Genomic DNA, 21,924 nt, shown 5'->3' with positions numbered 1-21,924 from the left:
ATTTCAATTTTATTGATATTACTCATTTTGTTCAGTTTTCATAAAAAAAAGCCCCCTTTTAATGGGAGCTTTTCAAATCAACTTTTGTAAATTTAAAGGCAACTTATTTCATATAAGCGCCTTCTGATTGGCTGTGGTCTGTCTGGTCCACAACACGTTGTAACTCTGGGATATGCTGTTTTAGCGTAACTTCAACACCTTGTTTAAGTGTCACATCAATTGCTGAACACCCTTGACAGCCACCACCAAATTTCAAGACCGCTGTTAAACCATGCTCAGCATCTTCAACCACTTCAACCAATGCACAGTTTCCACCATGTCCTGCTAAACCAGGGTTAATTTCTGACTGTAATACATAGGTTATACGTTCTTCAATCGATGCATCTGGACCTACACGTGGCACTTTCGAGTTAGGTGCACGGAAAGTCAACTGACCACCAAAGCGATCTTTGTTGTAATCAATCACTGCATCCAATAAGTATGGGATTGATGGTGTATCAATATATGCAGCAAATTTTGGATATTCTTGTTTATAGTCGGTTGGAACGACTTCATCTGGTGCACTATACGCCATGCAGCATTCAGCACGTGGTGTACCCGGATGTTCTACGAAAACACGTACCGCGATACCAGGAGTATTTTGCTTCTCTAAAAGTTCAAACAAATACTCTTGCGCAGTTGGTGTAATTAATAAATTTGGAATTTCTTCAGCAACTGCAGTGCTGGTGTTCTCAGTCGACATAACAATTTTTCCTCAAGCTGAAGACTCTATTTTAACTGAAGATCGGGGATAATATTTAAAATTCAACTAAATTTGTCAGAATTATTATATTAATAACAATTAAATTTAAAAAAATGGCATGATGAACAGAATTAAAGCAATTTATTCAATCTTATCCATATGCTTGATTTACCTTTTAATCATACTGTCACCATCGTTTTAATTACGGTTGCCATTTCACTGGTTGCATTTTCCAATCAAAATATTATGAATCGTTTGATTTTTTGGCCTCCAGCCATGCAGAAAGGTCAATACGATCGATTTATCACGCATGGTTTTATACATGCAGATGGAACACATCTACTGTTCAATATGATCACACTCTTTTTCTTTGGAAGTGTAATTGAAAGTTTTTATCGACAATACTTATATGAACTCGGATTTGTTCTGTTCTATTTAGGCGGTTTAATCGCGGCAATTATTCCAAGCTATTTAAAACATAAAAATGATCACCGCTGGGCAAGTCTAGGGGCTTCTGGAGCAGTGTCAGCAGTCTTGTTTGCTTATATTTTATTTCAGCCATGGAAACTGATATTTGTCTTCTTTATTCCAGTTCCAGCCATTATTTTTGCCGTGCTTTATGTTGCTTATAGTATTTGGTCAGGTAAACGTGGAAACAGTAACATCAACCACAGCGCACATTTATGGGGTGCAGCCTACGGTGTCGTGGTTACGATATTGATTGAACCTCAAATTATTCCACATTTCTTCAGCAAGTTGCTTCAACTACCTTTTTAATTCTTAATCCTTGCGGAGGATTAAAACACTCCGCATAAATACCCTTCAATTCAAAGTAGATACTAGTAAGAAGATAAAAACACAAATTCAACAATGATAATGATTATCATTTATATATTCATGTTAAGCTTTTATCAAACCTCGAGGTATTGATATGACTTACATTAAACTTCCATTGGCACTCATTCTTTCATTCAGCGCCTTTGTTTCATATGCTCAACCTGTTCAATTCACTTATCAAGATCAAACTATTCAACTTCAAAATACGCCACAGAAGCTAGCTGTTTACGAACTATCCGCGTTGGATACACTGAATGCTTTAGGTATTCAAGCATCAATCGTACCCGAAACTACTTTTGTTGGTGCTTTGAAAAAATTTAATGACAAACAATATGTAAAAGCTGGATCTTTATTTGAACCCAACCAAACCTTATTAAAAGAACAAAAGCCAGATCTCATCATTGTCGGCGGGCGTTCTGCTGCAAAATTAAATGAGGTCAAAAAAATTGCACCTGCAATCAACCTCTGGCCTGATACTCAAAACTTCAATCAAGACCTGAAAAATCGCACACTTTTTTTAGCAAAAATGTTTAATAAGGAACAACTCGCACAATCTAAATTAGATCATGTCTATGCCCTTCAAGCACAACTTAAACAACTCACTAAAGGCAAATCCGGCCTGATGCTTTTTGCCATGGGTGATAATTTTATACCGCATGCAAAGAATGAAAGATTTGGATTTGCCTATGATATTTCTGGCTTAAAGTCAGTGGTGCCGACTGCAGCACCTCAAGCCTCAAGTGCTCGACCTGCTCCAAACTCACCAGAAGCTCTTGCTGCCGCGCAACGCAATTTAGAGCGTCTAGCACAAGCAATAAAACAAAATCCTGATTTCATCATTGTGTTAGACCGTGGTGCTGTAAACACGCAAAACTATGCTGCGAAACAACATATTCAATCACATCCATTACTCAAGAATAGTCAGGCAGTCAAAGAGAATCGTGTCATCTTTGTTGATGCCGATGCCTGGTATTTAACGGGCGCTGGCTTAGATAACACTGCATTTATGTTAGAAGAATTGACCAATGGTATAAAAAATACTAAATAATTGATTTTATTTATAAAGGAAGCCTTCGGCTTCCTTTTTTTAGAAATATCTCGTAATAATTCAATCAATATCTGGTAATTAATGCCACCTAGATCATTAATTTTGTCAGGATAATGTAGGCATCCGCGAATTTATTCATTTTTTTTTGAGATTTTTTGCATGTCTAATCAACCTGATGGTTTACAATTTTCCTCTAACACGTCTTCTAAACCCAGCAGTTCAAAATCAGGCCAACGCATCGTCAGTGCGGCATTACAACAAATTCAGCCAGAATACGCTGATGCAGTTATCAATGAAAAGAATTGGCGCAAATCCTATCCGATTCATTTTAAACGGTTGGTAGAATGTGGGCTCTCATCACCTGAAGCTGCGCTGCGCATCGCTCAAGATGGACTTCAACAAGCTTATGAAGAGTTTAGTTTTCAACGTGATCAACATACACATGCATTGAATGAAGTGATGAATCTTAAATCAAAAGATTTAAATACCTACACACTTCAAGGAAACTCTAATGCTGAGCCGCAATGGTTTGTACCTTATCAGGGTAAAAATTTAGAAGGTCAAGCCCTACTCGACCAAATTCAACTTTGGTTAGACCGAGGTATTATAGAAGCATCACATGCTCAGGCACTACAAGCGTGTGTGCAGCATCCAGAGTGGTTTGACCTTTCGGATCGAACAATGGTGCTGTTTGGTGCAGCTTCTGAAGCAGGACCTTTACCTTGGCTGGCGAAATGGAAAGCCAATATCGTGGCGCTTGATTTAAATCATGAGCGAGTATGGACAAAGATTTTGAATACTGTTCTGCAAGGCAATGCGACCTTATACGCTCCAAGTGTCGAATCAATAGATTCATCTGCATCTATACGTGAAGCTGCAGAGCGTTTAGGCGTTAACTTATTAACAGATACCCCTGAGATTGCACATTGGCTCACCCAGTTTGATCGAGACTTAGATCTTGCCGCGATTGCGTATTTAGATGGCGAAAAGCACGTTCGTGTTTCTATGGCGATGGATGCCATTATGCAACATGTCAGCCAACAAAAATCGAATACCAGTTTAATGTATATGTGTACGCCCACTGACGTCTACGCTGTACCACAGGAAGTGATTCAAGCTGGATTAGATAAGTTTAAATCACGCTCTAAACTTGAAAATATTCTGTCCAAGAGTATTTCGACTGTCTCTCGTGATTATTTTTTCAAACAAAATGAAGAACGCTTATTCCAATGTCATGATAAACAGTATGGGATCTGCGACTGTCTTGTGGTTGAACAAGGTCCAAATTATGCGTTGGCGAAGAGGATTCAACAATGGCGCGCTACGTTAGCACGGTCACAAGGTCAACGTGTCAGCATTAATATTGCTCCATCGACCACTACACATTCGGTAACCAAAAACCCATTATTAAAAGCTGCTTTCAATGGTGCCAATTTGTTTGATGTTGAAGCATTTGAACCCGCGACGACCAATGCGATTATGGCTGCGTTGTGGATTCATGATTTGAGAAACCCACAGTCGGTTGCCAATCCTGACATCGCCCTCAATCATCCATTAGACTTAATCATGCATGGTGCTAATCATGGTGGATTATGGCGTGTAGCATATCTCGCACGCACCGCCCTACCATTTGCCGCATTATATGGTTTTGCTGAGGAAAAACTCCCCTTGAAAAAACTTTGGTCTAAATTCCAAAAATAAGTGTCATAAACAATTGATCATAAAAAAAGCGCTGATTGTTCAGCGCTTTTTTAGTCTTTAAGTATTGAATTCAATCAGGTGAACTGAAGGAACAACCAGAATAAACCACCTGACAAACAGATTGTTGCTGGCAGTGTGAAAATCCACGCTGATAAGATTGTGCGAACCATTTGGAAGTTTAAGCCCGACTTATTCGCAACCATCGTACCTGCTACAGCAGAGTTTAAAACGTGTGTTGTTGACACTGGCATACCAAAGCCATCAGCAGCAGCAATCGTTGACATTGCAACTAACTCTGCAGACATCCCCTGACCATAAGTCATGTGTTGTTTACCAATACGCTCACCAACGGTAACAACAATACGTTTCCAGCCTACCATCGTCCCTAGACCTAATGCCAATGCAGTCGCAACTTTCACCCATGTTGGAATGTATTGAAGGAATGAATCTAAGTTATCACGGTAGTTGTCCACTGTTTTTTCTTGCGCTTCAGTCATGGCAGGTAAAGCTTCTGCTTTATCTAAACGCTTGAATGCAGTCGTGCTGAGGTACATATCATTACGGAATTCAGCCACTTGATCTTCAGGAACATCTTTAATGGATGTGTAGCTTCCTACTTTTTCACCTAAATGATCGGTTAAACTTGCCAAAGCTGGCACAACTTCAGGCGTGATTTCTTTGGTTTGGATATATGACGTGATAATTTCACGCGCTTTTTCATCTGGAATATCTTGGTGATTTGGATAAATCAAATCAGCAGTTTGAGCAGATAACTGACCAAACGTTTGGATATGTTGTTGATCTAGACTCTTGTTTAAAGAGTATGCCAATGGCACGATCCCGATCAGAATCAACATAATCAGACCCATACCTTTTTGACCATCATTTGAGCCGTGTGCAAAACTTACACCGGTACACGTGAAAATCAAAATGGCACGAATAAGTGGCGGCGGCGGTTTATTCCCTTCTGGTGGTTGGAATAATTCCACTTGTTTCTTAAAGATTTTTTTAACCAATAAGAACAATACAGCCGCAAATGCAAAACCGATTAATGGTGAGAATAAAAGTGCTTTACCCACTTTCATCACCTGTTCCATGTCTACACCTGACGCACCATTACCTGCGTTTAAGATGTAGTTCATGATGCCCACACCTAAAATTGAACCGATCAGTGTATGAGAGCTAGAAGCAGGGATACCGAGGAACCAAGTTCCTAAGTTCCATACGATTGCGGCAATCAACATGGCAAAGACCATGGCAAAACCAGCACCTGAACCGACGTTCATAATCAATTCAACAGGCAATAGCGCGATAATACCGTAGGCAACTGCACCACTTGCGACCATTACGCCAAGGAAGTTACAGAAGCCTGCCCACATTACAGCGACAGGTGCAGATAAAGCGTTGGTATAAATAACTGTTGCCACAGCATTGGCCGTGTCATGGAAACCGTTAACGAACTCGAAACCCAATGCGATAAACAATGCCGTGGCCAACATGATCACAGCATAAAGATTTAAAGCAGGCACATGAGATAAATCAGCAGCCAACTGAAAACCAATGTAAATCAAGGTTGAAACAATCAGTGTAAGGAACACTGGCATAAAGAATTTCGGCGTTGGCACGTGAACATTCGTCGACTGCATAGGCGTTGACGATTGTGCTGAATCTGAAACTGGAGTTTGATTAGAATTCATGCAAGCAGAGAAAGAGGATAAATATCCCCTCTATTGTTCAATTTAATTATTACAATTATATGACAAAGAGCTGTCATATAAGTCATCCAAATGACACTTATTTAAGAAAATTAAACTTTAAAAACAACCAATATTCAAAATTTAACAATAATAATCAGATAGTTAATACAAAACCCTCGTCTTTAATCTTTATTTCAATCGGTAATTAAATAGATGAAATAAAGATGACATCACTGTCACATTTGTTACAACGGCAGTTATTATTACATTAGATTATGACAACATGATGAAATATAGACAGTTTCAGTTTTGATAGATTGATCATCGTAGTTGATGGATGAAATTCATCCTTAATTTTTTGGGAATAGGTTCATAAATTTTTATTTATCAGAAAAGTGGACGTAACTCTGCTAAAATATTGCACCATTATTTGTGCAGATTTTTGTGAGAGTCATTTGATGTCTACCCTCGCCACCTTAAAAGCGCTTCTTGCCAAACGTATCCTGATTATTGATGGTGCAATGGGTACCATGATCCAACGCCACAAATTGGAAGAAGCTGATTACCGTGGTGAACGTTTTGCGGATTGGGCCTACGACCTTAAGGGTAATAACGACTTATTGGTTCTAACTCAACCACAGATTATTCAAGGCATTCATGAAGCTTATCTTGAAGCTGGTGCAGATATTATTGAAACCAACTCGTTCAATGGAACGCGTGTTTCAATGTCTGACTACCATATGGAAGATTTGGTTCCTGAGATTAACCGTGAAGCAGCTCGAATTGCCAAAGAAGCATGTAAAAAATACTCAACACCTGAAAAGCCACGTTTTGTCGCGGGCGTATTAGGACCAACGTCACGTACCACTTCAATTTCACCAAATGTAAATGATCCGGCATTCCGTAACATCACCTTTGATGAATTAAAAGTTAACTACATCGAAGCGACGAAAGCATTGATTGAAGGTGGTGCAGACATCATCTTAATTGAAACGGTCTTCGATACCCTAAATGCCAAAGCTGCGATCTTTGCAGTGAAAGAAGTGTTTAAAGAAATTGGTTACGAACTGCCAATTATGGTTTCGGGCACCATTACCGATGCATCTGGCCGTACACTCACAGGTCAAACCGCAGAAGCATTCTGGAACTCAATGCGCCATGCAGAGCCTTTATCGATTGGCTTTAACTGTGCACTGGGTGCAGATGCGATGCGTCCACACGTCAAAACCGTGTCTGACGTTGCGGATACTTTTGTTTCAGCGCATCCAAACGCTGGCTTACCAAATGCCTTCGGTGGTTATGATGAAACTCCTGAAGAAACTGCAGCATTTATTAAAGAATTTGCTGAAAGTGGCTTAATTAACATTACGGGTGGTTGTTGTGGTACGACGCCGGATCATATTCGTGCGATTGCGCAAGCGGTTGAAGGTATTGCACCGCGTCAAATCCCTGAAATTGAACCTGCATGTCGTTTAAGTGGTTTAGAGCCATTTAACATTACTAAAGATTCATTGTTTGTGAACGTCGGTGAACGTACCAACGTGACAGGTTCTAAAAAATTCTTACGCCTGATTAAAGAAGGTAACTTCACTGAAGCTTTAGATGTTGCTCGCCAACAAGTTGAAGCCGGTGCGCAAATCATCGACATCAACATGGATGAAGGGATGCTGGATTCGCAAGAAGCGATGGTGCATTTCCTGAATCTGATCGCGTCTGAGCCTGATATTTCACGTGTGCCAATCATGCTTGACTCTTCTAAATGGGAGATCATTGAAGCAGGTTTGAAATGCGTCCAAGGTAAAGCGGTTGTAAACTCAATTTCCTTAAAAGAAGGTTATGACGAGTTTGTAGAACGTGCTCGCCTCTGCCGTCAGTACGGTGCGGCAGTCATTGTCATGGCGTTTGATGAAAATGGTCAAGCGGATACAGCTGAACGTAAAAAGGAAATCTGTAAGCGCTCTTACGATGTCTTAGTCAACGAAGTGGGTTTCCCATCTGAAGATATTATTTTTGACCCGAACGTGTTTGCGGTCGCAACAGGTATTGAAGAACACAACAACTACGGTGTGGACTTCATTGAAGCCACCGGTTGGATTAAACAAAACCTTCCAAATGCGATGGTGTCAGGCGGGATCTCAAACGTATCGTTCTCATTCCGTGGGAATGAGCCTGTTCGTGAAGCGATTCATGCGGTGTTCTTATATCACGGCATTCAACAAGGCTTAACCATGGGTATCGTCAACGCAGGTCAGCTTGCGATTTATGATGATATCGATGCTGAGCTGAAAGAAGCTGTTGAAGATGTGGTGCTGAACCGTAACCAAGGCGCAAGCGGTCAAGAAGCGACTGAAAAATTACTCGCTGTTGCGGAAAAATATCGTGGTCAAGCGGGTGCACAAAAGGCTGAAGAAAACCTTGAATGGCGCAATGAACCTGTAGAAAAACGTCTTGAATACGCGTTAGTTAAAGGTATTACGACTTATATCGATGAAGATACTGAAGAAGCACGTTTAAAATCAGCTCGTCCACTTGATGTGATCGAAGGTCCACTCATGGCAGGGATGAACGTAGTGGGTGACCTGTTCGGTGCCGGCAAAATGTTCTTACCACAAGTGGTGAAATCTGCACGTGTGATGAAACAAGCCGTAGCTTGGTTGAACCCATTTATTGAAGCAGAAAAAACCCAAGGCGAAGCCAAAGGTAAAATCTTGCTTGCTACTGTTAAAGGCGACGTACACGACATCGGTAAAAACATCGTGGGTGTAGTACTGGGCTGTAACGGTTATGACATCGTTGACCTTGGCGTGATGGTGCCTTGTGAGAAGATTCTACAAACTGCGATTGATGAGAAAGTTGACATCATCGGTTTATCAGGTTTGATCACACCGTCACTCGATGAAATGGTCTTTGTTGCCAAAGAAATGCAACGTAAAGGCTTTAATATTCCGTTGATGATTGGTGGTGCAACAACATCGAAAGCGCATACTGCCGTGAAAATTGCGCCACAATATCACAATGATGGCGTGTACTACACTGCTGATGCCTCTCGTGCAGTCGGTGTTGCAACGCAACTTTTATCTGCTGATATGAAGCCGCAATTGGCAGCTGATTATGCAGCGGATTATGAAAAAATCCGTACACGTCTAGCGAATAAGCAACCGAAAGCTGCAAAACTGTCTTATGCTGAATCGGTTGAAAATGGTTTCAAAATTGACTTCGAAAAGCATGCGCCAGTAAAACCAAACTTCATTGGTTCTGAAACATTCACCAACTATCCTTTAGAAACTTTGGTGGAATACTTCGACTGGACACCATTCTTTATTTCTTGGAGTTTGGCAGGTAAATACCCGAAAATCCTTGAGGATGAAGTTGTGGGTGAAGCTGCACGTGATTTGTTTGAACAAGCACAAGCGATGCTCAAAGACATCATCGAAAATAAACGTTTCGATGCGCGCGCTACTTTCAGTCTTTACCCTGCCAACCGTGTTGCAGCAGACACTGTTGCGGTAACTGATGAAAATGGCAATGTGACGCATACCTTTGAGCATATTCGTCAGCAGTCTGACAAAGTGACAGGCAAAGCGAATTTCTCACTGGCTGACTTTGTAGCGCCGAAAGACGTGGCGCAAGATTATTTGGGTGGTTTCACTGTATCGATCTTTGGTGCGGAAGAACTTTCGCAAGAATACAAAGCCAAAGGTGATGACTATAACGCGATTATGGTTCAAGCCTTGGGTGACCGTTTTGCAGAAGCATTTGCTGAACACTTGCACCAACGTATTCGTAAAGAGTTCTGGGGCTACCAAACCGATGAACAGCTTTCGAATGAAGAGTTGATCAAAGAGAAGTATGTGGGTATTCGTCCTGCACCGGGCTACCCTGCTTGTCCTGAACATTCTGAAAAAGCGCCATTGTTTGACTGGTTAGGTACGACTGATAAGATCGGAACTTACTTAACCAGTAGCTTTGCAATGTGGCCGCCTTCATCAGTCAGCGGTTTCTACTACGCCAACCCTGAGACTGAATACTTTAACGTGGGTAAAATCTCTGGTGATCAACTTGAAGATTATGCGAAACGTAAAGGGTGGACCTTGGATGAGGCGAAACGTTGGTTAGCGCCGAATTTGGATGATTCGATTGTTTAATTGGTTTTGAATCCTCTTTACGAAGCAATGCTTCTCACCTCCTTTGATAAAGGAGGGAACAAAAATCCCCTCAAGTGAGGGGATTTTTTATTGGATTTTTAGAATCCCCCTCTTGGGAAGCAACGCTTCTCACCTTTTTCAAAGGGGGACTTTCGTGTATCAGATGGATTACGTGACAGCTCATCCCTTTTTAAGGGGAGGTTGGGAGGGATTAAAGATCTATATTTATTATTAAAATTTGGTGTGGCTTGAGGGATTCGAACCCTCTTGGGAGTTTTTAGAAACCCCAACAATACTTTTCACTAACTTAAAGCCCTGCGCAGCTACAACACCCAAGCACTCCATAGACTAAGTTTTTTCATACTCTTCCCCTTTAACATGAATGACTGCAAAATTTTATAAATGTACTCGAATGTTGATATCAACGAGAAAAACTGCAGCAGGGCTTTAAGTATATAAGCAAAAGTTAATTGCATCGGGGTATCAATGAGTCCTAGCGATGAGCCCAACCAAAACGCACTGATAGTTCCTAAACTGAAAATCTTTTAAAAAAAATATCAAATAATTCAGACTAAATCTATAATTTATTACTACCATAAATTTTAATCCTAAACATTCTAGGTTTTTCTAATATAAATCCCTCCAAACTTCCCTTTAAAAATTGGAGGAACAACGCGACTCCACAACCGCAATTAAATTCGCGCAAAGTCCCTCTTTCTTAAAGAGGGATTTAGGGAGATTCCTTAGCAATCTCTTTCAAACAATACCGATAAACCACATCCACCACATCATCAATCTGCTCCAACACCTGCCTATTATCAAATCTCAGTACCTTTAATCCAAGCTGAGCCAAAGCTTCATCCCGAATCCGATCTGCTTCTAAACCGTCTTCCGTAAAATGCTGACTACCATCACACTCAATCACCAAATTCACAGCAGGACAGTAAAAATCTACGATGTAATTTAAGATTGGCTTTTGCCGATAAAACTGCAAACCTAAAATTTTCTTATTATTAGGCAATTAAAACTTCAAAAAATTTTTTCATATAAATTTCCAAATCGGTCTAGATGCTCATAAATAGTTTCACGGCTTGAGGCATACCTCCATTGTCTTAAATATTGTTTATGATAATGATACTCATGAACCTCCGTACCAAAATCAAAAGATCCATAAACATATTTCACCCTCAAAAGAAACTTTTCACCACTGAATACCAGAATAATGATCTCATTGTTTTGACCTATTTCGATCACTAAGTTGAAATCAACATGAAATCTTTTCCCATTAAATTCCCTAATAATAATTTCTTTGTTTCGAGCTATCTCAATCGTTAAATTCAAATCGATATATTGCTGAGCTAAAACATCAAATAGTTCTTTACTAAAATGATCCTCAGAATGCATAAATTTTTCTCTAAATCATTATCTGTATCTATAAAATTTGAGTGTAGGCTGTAATGAAAAAAATTTATAGTTCAAATATCTTCCATTTGCATACTTCAAATACCATTACATCTTATAGTACGAAGTTAATAATCTCCCAAAATAATATATCCTGGTGTTTCAATGAAAAAACTCATCAACCACCCTGAAAACTTGGTTGTCGACATGTGCAAAGGCTTTGTCTTGGCACACCCCGAACTTGCATTCACTGAATCACACAAAATCATTTCAAGAAAAGAAAAACACAATAATGTTGCCCTGATCAGTGGCGGTGGTAGTGGTCATGAACCTGCACATGCGGGCTTTGTGGGTCAAGGCATGTTAGATGCAGCCGTATGTGGCGATGTCTTTGCATCGCCTTCACAAATTCAGGTCTATAAAGCATTGCAGCACGTCGCAACTGACAAAGGCGTGTTGATGATCATCAAAAACTATTCTGGCGATATGATGAATTTCCAGAATGGTGCAGCCTTAGCCGCTGAAGACGGAATTCAAGTCGACTTTGTGAAAGTTGCAGATGACATTGCGGTTAAAGATAGTTTATATACAGTCGGTCGTCGTGGTGTCGCAGGCACAGTCTTTGTCCATAAAATTGCAGGCGCAGCAGCATCAAAAGGCTTAGAGCTGAGTGAAGTTAAAGCGGTGGCACAGAAAGCCGCAGACAATGTCATCAGTTTAGGTTTTGCTTATAGCTCATGTACTGTTCCTGCCAAAGGTACACCAACTTTTACCCTTGCCGATGATGAAATGGAATACGGCGTGGGTATTCATGGTGAACCGGGCATCCGTCGTGAAAAAATCTTGCCATCAAAAGAACTGGCACAACGTATGGTCGACGACCTGTTTTTAGATCGTCCAGACATGAAAGAAGTTGCAGTATTGATCAATGGCTTTGGTTCTACCCCAATGCAAGAACTGTATCTGTTTAACCATGATGTATGCGCACACCTTGCACATAAGGGCATCAAAATTTACCGTACCTTTGTCGGCAACTACATGACCAGTATCGACATGAATGGCGCATCCATTTCATTACTTGAATTGGATGATGAACTCAAAACATACTTAGATACCGAAGCCAACACCCCTGCCTTTAAACTTGATGGTTCACCTGCTTTAGCCATTAAGTTTGCGATAAAAGATACGGCTACCAAACATCAAGGCAACAGCCAAGTTGAAACTGCAGCAGAACATGCTGAAATTCAAAATGAGCAATTTACCATTGAAAACATGCGCTATGTGGTCGATGTCATGGCAGCATGTATCATTAAAAATGAAGTGCCATTTTGTGAGTTAGACGCGCACGCAGGTGACGGCGACTTCGGCATGAGTGTGGCTAAAGGCTTTAAACAACTCAAGAAAGACTGGCAAAGCTTGATCCAAGCACAACAGATGGATGAATTCTTGCTCAATAGCTCCATGATCATTATGGAACATTGTGGTGGTGCTTCGGGTCCCATCTGGGGTTCTGCATTCCGCGCTGCAAGTAAAGCCATTCAAGATAAAACCACGTTAAGCGTGGCGGATTTTGCCGATATGCTGCAAGCCGCAGTAAAAGGTATTCAAACCACAGGCGAACGTTCATTTGGACGTGGCGCTGTTGTCGGTGATAAAACTCTCATTGATGCGCTCGTGCCATGCGCAGATTCATGGTCATCAAACACCGACAAAAGCTTTAAAGAAAATTTTATCTTAGGTGCTCAAGCTGCTGTTCAAGGTGCTGAATCGACTAAAGAGATTGTTGCACGTATGGGTCGTGCAGGTACTGTCGGTGATCGTAGCTTAGGCTATCCTGATGCAGGTGCATATGGTTTAGGTGTGATTTTTACCGATATTGCCGATCATCTAAAATAACATCTAAACATGACATGAATGATTGATCTGTTCTACAAAAAAGCCCTGATGATTCAGGGCTTTTTTTTGCTTTTTATTTTTTAAAACTTGATAATAATGCGCTGGTAATCGCCTGATTATGTGATGCCACACGAGACTTCTTCGCTTTCGCTGACTGGTCAGCTACACGTTGAATTTTGACTGCTTTTAATTTACCTTGATTTTCAACAACCTGAAATTTGACTCGGTCATTGCGTTTTGGCTCACCTTCATCTGTAGGAAAGTCAGAAATGTGGAAAAAAATATCCTCACCTGCACCACCAATAAAACCAAAACCTTTATCGGCATGATAAATTTTAATTTTGCCTTGCTGGACTTCAGACTTCATAACATTCCCAAAAAACGGTATACAATTTTCAATATTATACACGCATCTTAAAGCGCATCATCTTTGCTGATCACTTTAAATAATCATGCAAATGCTGTTGGACAATGACGCGTTTGTGTCCTTTACTTTGTTGTTCCGATAACAATGATTCCGCATCTAAGACCACTACTCTGTGACCATCATCCTGTAGACGTTTCACACCTTCAAATAACATTCGAGCACCGACATCATGGATTAAGGTCAGATGTGTAAGATCAAGCACTACTTTATTTTTACCTACAGGCTCATTCTGTAACTCACGCAAGAACATTTCAGTCTCTGTAAATTGCAAGACACCACGTAGCTCATACACCACCATGCCATCATCATACTCACGGCGACTTTGGATAATGGTTTGTGCTGAAGGGGTTCCCTCCATTAAATGTAATCCCATATCACTTGATAGACGTTCAAAGATTTCCACACCTCGAACACTGTTGCCATGGCTGTCTAATTTAGGCGAAAAAACCGCAATTCCAACCTGACCTGGTAAGACACCAATGATCCCCCCTGCCACACCACTTTTGGCAGGAATACCAACGGTGGTCAACCAATCTCCAGCTGCATCGTACATACCACACGTCATCATGACGCTAAGTACCTGACGACATACCTGACGATCTAAAATACATTTTCCCGTAACAGGGTCTTTTCCGCCATTCGCCAACACACTGCCCATTCGCGCTAAATCTTTCACGGAGACTTTAATCGCACACTGTTGAATATAACCATGAACAATCTGTTCTGGGTCTTCTTCTAGCACGCCGACGGTACGCAACATATATCCAATCGAAAGATTACGAAATGCTGTTTTGAGTTCAGATTGATAGACTTGCTCATCAAAGGTTAACTCACGCCCACACAGTTCACTCAAGAAACGTCGTAAATGTTCTGCACGAGAAACAGTCTTTTTATGAGGCAATAAAGAATGTGTCGTAATCGCACCCGAGTTAATCATTGGGTTCTTAGGAATCGATCGTTCTTTTTCTAATGAGATTTGATTAAATGCTTCCCCCGAAGGTTCAACACCAACTTTTTCTAATACCTGAGCCAAACCATGTTCTTGAATCGCTAATGCATAAGCAAATGGTTTAGACATTGATTGAATCGTGAACTCAACCTCATCATCCCCTGAAGAATAAATCGTACCATCAATGGTTGAAAGTGCTAAAGCGATACGATTTGGATTGGCAGCTGCCAGTTCTGGAATATAGTCAGCCAATGCTCCTTCGGTATTCGCATGACATTGGTCCAATACATGGGCAAGATAATCAGGTACAGGTGTCTTCATTTTTATTCTCTTGGTGATCAATGGAGACCCAAAATAAGATCTCAAATGTTAAATTCAGTTGTCGATATCGTGTCACATCTGACTTGATTACGGCCATTCTGCTTTGCAACATATAGTGCTCTATCCGCCGCACTATAAATCCTTTGCTTTACTTCGTCTGTGTGTAGATGTGGTAAATTTTGTGACATCGCCACGCCAAAGCTTGCCGTCATTTGAATAAAAGTCTCTGAGCTAATCTCAATTTTTTCACTTTCGATCGTTTGACGGCAACGTTCTGCGATGTTTAATGCTTCGTCGATATCACCATCTGTCAGTACTAGAACAAACTCTTCACCACCGAGCCGTCCTACTATATCCTCTTCTCGTGTTTGCTGTTTTAAAACGAGAGCAATACGTTTAAGTACAAGATCACCAACATCATGACCATAATTGTCATTAATCTGCTTGAAGAAATCGAGATCTAAGATGATGAAAGCAAAGCTGCGATTTTGTTGAATTAACTTACTAATAAACTGATTGATGTAACGACGGTTATAGAGGTTGGTTAACGCATCTTTCTGACTTAGTATTTCAATCTTACGCTCACGTCGTCTCCACTGCGACAAGATCAACTCAAAAAAAACTGCTGAGCACAACAGTATGGGTAAATATAGTACCGCCATACTTTTCAGCCAAAAAGGATTGGCATACAAATTAGATTGATTCAGTGCATCACTAAATAATGGTGCATAAGTCAGTTGACCATTGGCCGTCAGTACTGCCAACCACACGATAATACAAGCAATAATAAAAGAGACGCTATAGATGATGCGCTGTTCATATAACACAAAACCAATTAATACAATATTGACCGTTCCCGCCATCACCGCAGGACTATAAATCCCAACCGTGTATCCTGAAAAAATGACAATCAATCCATAAAATAAGGGGATTAAATAGCCCAAGATTCGGCGAGCAGTAGCATTTTTTCGAAGCACTAAAGCGATCGTCAGAAAACACGTGGTCAAAATCACTTGTAAACATGTGGTCAATGTCCGATGAGGATAATATTCTGGATCTAACCAAATTTGATATTCTGAATGGAAAGTTAGGTAGTACCACAACCAATGACCAATGAGCATCAACAACCCAAATATAAGTAACAGAATCCCTTTATTAAAGTTGGACCAGTTAATAATAGAACGATCAGATTCTAACAAGACATATTTGATAGCTTGCAATAAACTGCGCTGTTGTTGTACTTCATTCTCTCGAGTCATCATCTAATTGTATTATCGAATATTCATATTTATTTTTATTAAAATTTGGATGTATTCAGCGATCATGTCAATGCGCTTTAAGCATTAAAAAGACTGCTTTATCGTTCAGATCAATTTATGGTATGAATTTGATGATCACTGACCAAAACAAAAGCATTGCTATAAAAAAAAACCTAAGCGTATGTTTCTCTATAGTTAGTAGTACCAAAACCGAAATTTAATCATTCAACTAAGCTGGCTGATATAACTGTACCTGATTTCGTCCGCTTTCTTTGGCAATATATAAAGCGTGATCTGCACAATGCGTAATGACGTCTTGATCAGATAACTCATGGGATAGTGCAATACCAAAGCTTGCCGTCACATTTAACGAGGTTCCATCATCCAGCACAATCGGCTGCTGTGCAATTGCGTTACGGCAACGTTCTGCGATATCAACCGCTTGATCACGACTGAGATTGTCCAGAATTAATATAAATTCTTCACCGCCATAACGTCCAACCGTATCACCAATACGAACATGATATTCCAAACGCGTCGCCACCTGTTTCAGGACTTCATCTCCTGCTGCATGACCATATTGATCATTAATTTGTTTGAAATGATCCAAATCCAATAAGATCACAGCATAATCAGCACGATCCTGCTGAAAATGTGATAACACTTCATTGATCTGACGACGGTTATAAACGTTCGTCAGCGCATCAAATTTACTGCTGGTTTCGAATTGTTTTTCACGACTGCGCCATTGGGTGAGTAAAATCTCAAAGAATAAAACACTCATAAGTAAAATGGGCACGTAGAGCTGTACCATGCTCATGACCCAAAAATCATTTTGGTAAACGATACTTTTATTCAACTCATCACTAAACATAGGTGCATAACGAATTCGATCGATATGCGTCAAGTAACACGTTAATAACGTGTATATCGTAATTGGAATTGCAATCCCATAAATAATTTTACGGCTATAAAATACCAACCCGACCAATACAATACTAATGAACCCTGCCATTGTTGCAGGACTATAAATTCCAATCGAATACCCTGAATAAATCATGGTCATTCCAAAGAAACTAGGGGCAAAGTAAGCAATGAAGGTTTGAAACTTAGCGATATGCTGAAACTTGAAACAACTCCAAAACAGGACAAGATAAATCACGGAGGTCACCAACAATTGGGTAACACGTAATTCAAAATAGTCAGGATTTAACCACTGTGCTTTTTCAGGGGTATAAAAAGCCACAATTAACCAGCGAGCGACCTCAAGTTGGCTTAGAATTCCAAAAAAGAGGATAAGCCGTCCCTTTTTAAAATCACTCCAATTAATCAGCATATTTTGAGGATCAAGGATGTACGTATTGGCCATACGATACAATCGCTTAATCATATGTTGAATCTTCCTGATTAACTTCATTCTGTCCTTTTATCTTTTATATTGTCTTTTTAAGCAGCGTGAACTCGCTCTACAAACAAGATCCCATCAAGATGGTCAATTTCGTGTTGAATAATTCGTGCAGGGAATCCTGAAAAAGTCTCAGTAATTTCCTGTCCTTGCATATTACGATAACGGACACGGATTGATGAAGCTCGAGCTACTTCCGCACGTCGATTCTCTACACTTAAACATCCCTCTTCTCCTAAAACAACATGATCAGAACGCTCCAATATTTCAGGATTAATCATGTAAATAGGCTCCATCTCAGGCGCATCGGGATACCGTATATTTGGTTTTGAAGCGACGATAATAATCCTTTTAGAGACATAAACTTGTGGCGCAGCAATACCGACACCATTGCGCTGTTGCATCGTAAAATGCATTGCTTCAACCAGATGCGTTAACCAGCTACTACTAAACTCAAGTTCACTTACCGGCGATGCAACCAATTCAAGGATCACTTCACCTTTTTGAGCAACGGGTAGTATCGTCATAATACGTTCATCTCAATTATGATAAGAATTTGATCTTCATAATTTTTTAAATTTTAAATCAAATATTTGATTAATAGTCAACCAATCTTAAAGCATTTCAAGATGAAGTAAAACTGATTTAAATGACGAATTTGTGACCTGATAATTTTACGGCTCAAGTTTCACTTTTTTGTATGACATCAGCATCCTGAAGTTCGTAGTAGTGTCTAACCTGATTACGACCACGTTTTTTTGCCAGATATAATGCTTGATCTGCATGACGAATCACCGCTTCTTTATTTAAATTAAATTCAGAAATGGCTATACCAAAGCTTGCTGTCACTCTGATCGTCGTACGTTCATCGATATAAAAGAGCTCATTTTCAATTTCTTTGCGACACCGCTCTGCGACCTCCATCGCAGCTCTGAGGTTTTTATTCTGCAACAGCATTACAAACTCTTCACCACCAAATCGCCCGACAATATCTGTATCACGTATATTTTGACGTAGTACATTGGCAACACGCTTTAAGACGTTGTCTCCGATATCATGACCATAGTTATCATTAATACTCTTAAAATGATCAAGATCTAACAGAATGAGAGCAAATTTTCGTTCTTGTAATTGAATTTCATTGAGTTCTAAACCTATTTTTCGACGGTTATAAATCCCCGTAAGCGGGTCCATTTGACTCATTAAATTAATTTGTTTTTCTCGATTTCTCCATTGCGTCAACAAAATCTCAAACAATACAAAAGTCGCAAAAAAAATAGGCACGTAAAAATAAAGTTGTGAATAAACCCAGAATTCATTAAATACCATGACTGAATAATTGAGCTGATCACTAAAGACCGGTGCGTAGGTCATATAACCCAATGCACTACTGACAATTGCAATGAGCATATATACAATGACTGGTAAAAAAAGCAGATATACAATCTTGCGTTCAAATAAAACCAGACCAACTGTTAAAATACTGATAAATCCCGCAACGGTAGCAGGACTACTGATACCAACCGAATAGCCACCATAAATAAAGCTTACGGAAAATACCAAAATAATAAAGTAAGGTAAATATTGTCTCACCCACTCTTTATGACGCCATATGACACAAGGAATAATCAGTAAGAACTGTAATACACAGCACAGCAACATCCGTGATAGGTGAAAATGATAATAGTCAGGATTGAGCCAATGATGTAATGCAGGATGATGAAATGAAAATAAATACCATGCAATCCAGGTGATATGTGCAAGTCCGCCCAATACCATGACCAGAATACATTTATTTAAGTTACTCCAATTCATCAACACACTTTGATTCATAAATGAACGAAGTGTATAGGGGCGAAAAATTCGATTGAATAGTCTTAACATAATGAACTAACTCAATTGAAACAGCTCATCAAAATAAACTATATTTTCATTTAACTCTGTAATCATTAAATCTATTTCACCCCTACAAAATATAGTGAATAAAATCACATATTTTTTATTATAATTGCGCTTATTATCACAATCTAACCTTAAGATTAGGATTTATCAAGGTTTTTTTACCATTTATTCTATTTTTTTTTAAAGCTTTTTTTGCTTAAATCCAGCTAACGATACACTCAAGCATTTTAATTTGACTCAGCTAAAAATTGCTAAGCACACTCCTAACTCTTAGAGATCGAGTTCTCGATAAATTACTTTAATTTCTTGTGCAATGTGAATACTGACTTGATGATGCAAATATTGAATCAAAATATCAAATTGCTCTGCACCATCGTCTAATCCAGTACAAAAATATTCAGTATGAGGAGGAAGCGTTTTTAACCACTGACATTGATAAAAATCGGCAACGGATTCAAAATTAAGATAACGGTGAGGATGCTGTTGTAATGATTTTACAAATTGCAGAAATCGAGCTTCCCAAAAGTGGATAATCATACATTTAAAGTCTACTGGTTAAATTCAATTTTATTGTTACGTCGATCTGCTTTATTTTGCAGATCGAATCATTCAGATCAATGTCCATGGATGCAAATGCTTTAGATTGAGTAGACGATTTGCTGTTGAACTTGATATTTTTTCTTCCACTGAAGATAACCTAAGAATGCTAAAACAGTAAATGCGGTATAAAGCCCAGCCGTCAAATATAGATCTTTATACATAAACATCATGACATAGATGATATCCACCGCGATCCAAGCAGGCCAAATTTCCAAATATCGTTTTGACGTCCAATATGTAATGAGCAGACTTAAACTTGCCAATTGAGCATCTAAATAAGGAATGGAAGCATCCGTAAAATAATCCAGACCTAAACCAAAAATAAATCCTGCCAACATTGTAAAAAACACATGTTTGATAATTCTCAACCCTTGAATACGATTGATGGCAAGTTGCTCTTGTTGTTTAAACTGAGCTTTCCATATCCACCACCCATACACACCTAAACCGATAAACACGCATTGCAATATCGTTTCACCATAGAGTTGATAATCATAAAATAACTTTGCATATAAGCCATAAGCCACGAGATTCACAGGCCAACACCAAATATTACGACGAATCGTGAGGGTTACACCCAATACACTCATCAATACTGAAATAATTTCTAAAAGGCTCATACACTACTTAAAATGATCGTGGTTTATTTGATACGCCTATCCTAACGCATATTGAATGGCACCATACATGATTCTTAACGAACACCACTTAGCGCTGTTCAATTTGAACTGCACAGTTTTGACCTAACCATTAAACTCCTCTAAAAATAGAATATCCTCAATGGAAAATAATAATGATGAATACAACTCAAACGACCAGAATAACCATTGAAATTCGCAATCATCTGATGTTGATTGGTTTAAACCGTGCTGCGAAGCGCAATGCATTCGACAGTCATATGATTGATGAACTTTCACAAGCACTTACCACCTATGAAGACCAGTCCGATTTACGCTGTGCTGTGATTTATGCACATGGAGAGCACTTCACGGCAGGATTAGATCTGCTTGAGCTTCAGCCGCGTATGTCAGATGGTATATTTTCGGAAGATATGAATCTGATTAACCCATGGGGCACGACTGGTCGTAAACGAAAAAAACCAGTCGTTGTCGCTGTGAAGGGGTATTGTTTTACTGCTGGAATAGAATTGATGTTGAATGCCGATATCTGTATTGCCCATCAAAATACCCAATTTACTCAACTTGAAGTGCAACGTGGCATCCTCCCCTTTGGCGGAGCAACTTCACGCTTCGTTAAAACTGCAGGTTGGTCTAATGCAATGCGCTACTTATTGACGGGGGATTTTTTTGATGCTGCAACTGCATATCGACTTCATTTAATTACCGAAGTAACAGAACAAGATCCGCTTGACCGTGCCATTGAACTCGCCGAATCCATCGCTTCAGCTGCTCCACTCGCTGTTCAAGCCACATTGACGGCTGCTCATGAAGCAATTTCACATGATGAACAGTACGCTTTTAATCAGTTAAAGACTCATCTTCTTCCACTAATACAATCTGAAGATGCAGTCGAAGGTATGCGAGCAATGAGCGAAAAACGTCAACCTCGCTTTAAAGGTCAATAGTTCAATATC

18 protein-coding genes are annotated in these 21,924 nt (G+C 39.7%); 6 read left to right on the top strand and 12 right to left on the bottom strand.

Going from position 1 to position 21,924, the window contains the following annotated elements; translation table 11 throughout:
* Nucleotides 1-103: 103 nt before the first annotated feature.
* Nucleotides 104-742, bottom strand: a complete 639-nt coding sequence (nfuA, locus tag AC1M9K_RS06995; protein ID WP_035269609.1) for a Fe-S biogenesis protein NfuA — start codon at nt 740-742, stop codon at nt 104-106.
* A gap of 159 nt (nt 743-901) precedes the next feature.
* Between nfuA and AC1M9K_RS06990 the strand changes: the two genes are divergently transcribed.
* The 3 genes from AC1M9K_RS06990 to AC1M9K_RS06980 all read left to right on the top strand — a co-directional run bounded on the left by AC1M9K_RS06990 (nt 902) and on the right by AC1M9K_RS06980 (nt 4,328).
* Nucleotides 902-1,519, top strand: coding sequence for a rhomboid family intramembrane serine protease (locus tag AC1M9K_RS06990; protein ID WP_179997692.1), 618 nt, complete (start codon nt 902-904; stop codon nt 1,517-1,519).
* 154 nt (nt 1,520-1,673) lie between these two features.
* Nucleotides 1,674-2,627: an ABC transporter substrate-binding protein gene (locus tag AC1M9K_RS06985; RefSeq protein ID WP_481588879.1), complete on the top strand. Its 954-nt coding sequence runs from the start codon at nt 1,674-1,676 to the stop codon at nt 2,625-2,627.
* A 159-nt stretch (nt 2,628-2,786) separates the two neighbouring features.
* Nucleotides 2,787-4,328, top strand: coding sequence for a hypothetical protein (locus AC1M9K_RS06980; protein WP_481588878.1), 1,542 nt, complete (start codon nt 2,787-2,789; stop codon nt 4,326-4,328).
* 74 nt (nt 4,329-4,402) lie between these two features.
* Here AC1M9K_RS06980 and AC1M9K_RS06975 read toward each other — a convergent pair whose 3' ends face one another.
* Complete coding sequence (locus AC1M9K_RS06975) at nt 4,403-6,025, bottom strand: inorganic phosphate transporter (RefSeq protein ID WP_035269616.1); 1,623 nt, start codon at nt 6,023-6,025, stop codon at nt 4,403-4,405.
* Between the two features lie 458 nt (nt 6,026-6,483).
* Here AC1M9K_RS06975 and metH point away from each other — a divergent pair, with 458 nt between their 5' ends.
* On the top strand, nt 6,484-10,170 hold the full coding sequence (gene metH, locus AC1M9K_RS06970; RefSeq protein ID WP_481588877.1) for a methionine synthase: 3,687 nt from the start codon (nt 6,484-6,486) through the stop codon (nt 10,168-10,170).
* A gap of 730 nt (nt 10,171-10,900) precedes the next feature.
* Here the strand turns inward: metH and AC1M9K_RS06965 are convergent.
* Nucleotides 10,901-11,191, bottom strand: coding sequence for an endonuclease domain-containing protein (locus AC1M9K_RS06965; protein WP_481588876.1), 291 nt, complete (start codon nt 11,189-11,191; stop codon nt 10,901-10,903).
* Nucleotides 11,192-11,199: 8 nt separating this feature from the next.
* Entirely contained in the window at nt 11,200-11,574 is a 375-nt protein-coding gene (locus AC1M9K_RS06960; protein ID WP_481588875.1) for a hypothetical protein, read from the bottom strand.
* Between the two features lie 162 nt (nt 11,575-11,736).
* Between AC1M9K_RS06960 and dhaK the strand changes: the two genes are divergently transcribed.
* Entirely contained in the window at nt 11,737-13,467 is a 1,731-nt protein-coding gene (gene dhaK / locus AC1M9K_RS06955) for a dihydroxyacetone kinase subunit DhaK (RefSeq protein WP_481588874.1), read from the top strand.
* A gap of 73 nt (nt 13,468-13,540) precedes the next feature.
* Here the strand turns inward: dhaK and AC1M9K_RS06950 are convergent, their stop codons facing one another.
* From AC1M9K_RS06950 to pnuC, 8 genes are all read right to left on the bottom strand, one after another.
* Nucleotides 13,541-13,834 carry a cold shock domain-containing protein gene (locus AC1M9K_RS06950; protein ID WP_092766898.1) on the bottom strand — a complete coding sequence of 98 codons (294 nt, stop codon included), beginning with the start codon at nt 13,832-13,834 and terminating at the stop codon, nt 13,541-13,543.
* Nucleotides 13,835-13,904: 70 nt separating this feature from the next.
* Complete coding sequence (locus tag AC1M9K_RS06945) at nt 13,905-15,164, bottom strand: glutaminase (protein ID WP_481588873.1); 1,260 nt, start codon at nt 15,162-15,164, stop codon at nt 13,905-13,907.
* A gap of 41 nt (nt 15,165-15,205) precedes the next feature.
* Nucleotides 15,206-16,426, bottom strand: a complete 1,221-nt coding sequence (locus AC1M9K_RS06940) for a GGDEF domain-containing protein (RefSeq protein ID WP_481588872.1) — start codon at nt 16,424-16,426, stop codon at nt 15,206-15,208.
* Between the two features lie 226 nt (nt 16,427-16,652).
* Nucleotides 16,653-17,813, bottom strand: coding sequence for a GGDEF domain-containing protein (locus AC1M9K_RS06935; protein WP_171076794.1), 1,161 nt, complete (start codon nt 17,811-17,813; stop codon nt 16,653-16,655).
* 56 nt (nt 17,814-17,869) lie between these two features.
* Complete coding sequence (gene def, locus AC1M9K_RS06930; protein WP_481588964.1) at nt 17,870-18,358, bottom strand: peptide deformylase; 489 nt, start codon at nt 18,356-18,358, stop codon at nt 17,870-17,872.
* Between the two features lie 151 nt (nt 18,359-18,509).
* Complete coding sequence (locus tag AC1M9K_RS06925; RefSeq protein ID WP_481588871.1) at nt 18,510-19,643, bottom strand: GGDEF domain-containing protein; 1,134 nt, start codon at nt 19,641-19,643, stop codon at nt 18,510-18,512.
* Between the two features lie 357 nt (nt 19,644-20,000).
* Complete coding sequence (locus tag AC1M9K_RS06920) at nt 20,001-20,267, bottom strand: hypothetical protein (protein ID WP_481588870.1); 267 nt, start codon at nt 20,265-20,267, stop codon at nt 20,001-20,003.
* Between the two features lie 101 nt (nt 20,268-20,368).
* Complete coding sequence (gene pnuC, locus AC1M9K_RS06915) at nt 20,369-20,950, bottom strand: nicotinamide riboside transporter PnuC (protein WP_481588869.1); 582 nt, start codon at nt 20,948-20,950, stop codon at nt 20,369-20,371.
* A gap of 173 nt (nt 20,951-21,123) precedes the next feature.
* On the opposite strand from pnuC, the gene AC1M9K_RS06910 reads away from it, so the two are divergent.
* Nucleotides 21,124-21,915: a crotonase/enoyl-CoA hydratase family protein gene (locus AC1M9K_RS06910; protein ID WP_481588868.1), complete on the top strand. Its 792-nt coding sequence runs from the start codon at nt 21,124-21,126 to the stop codon at nt 21,913-21,915.
* The last annotated feature ends 9 nt before the right edge of the window (nt 21,916-21,924 follow it).

This window comes from Acinetobacter sp. 24-47-67 (genome assembly GCF_056779735.1).
The sequence above is the reverse complement of the archived record's forward strand: the minus strand, read 5'-3'. Positions and strand labels throughout refer to the sequence as shown.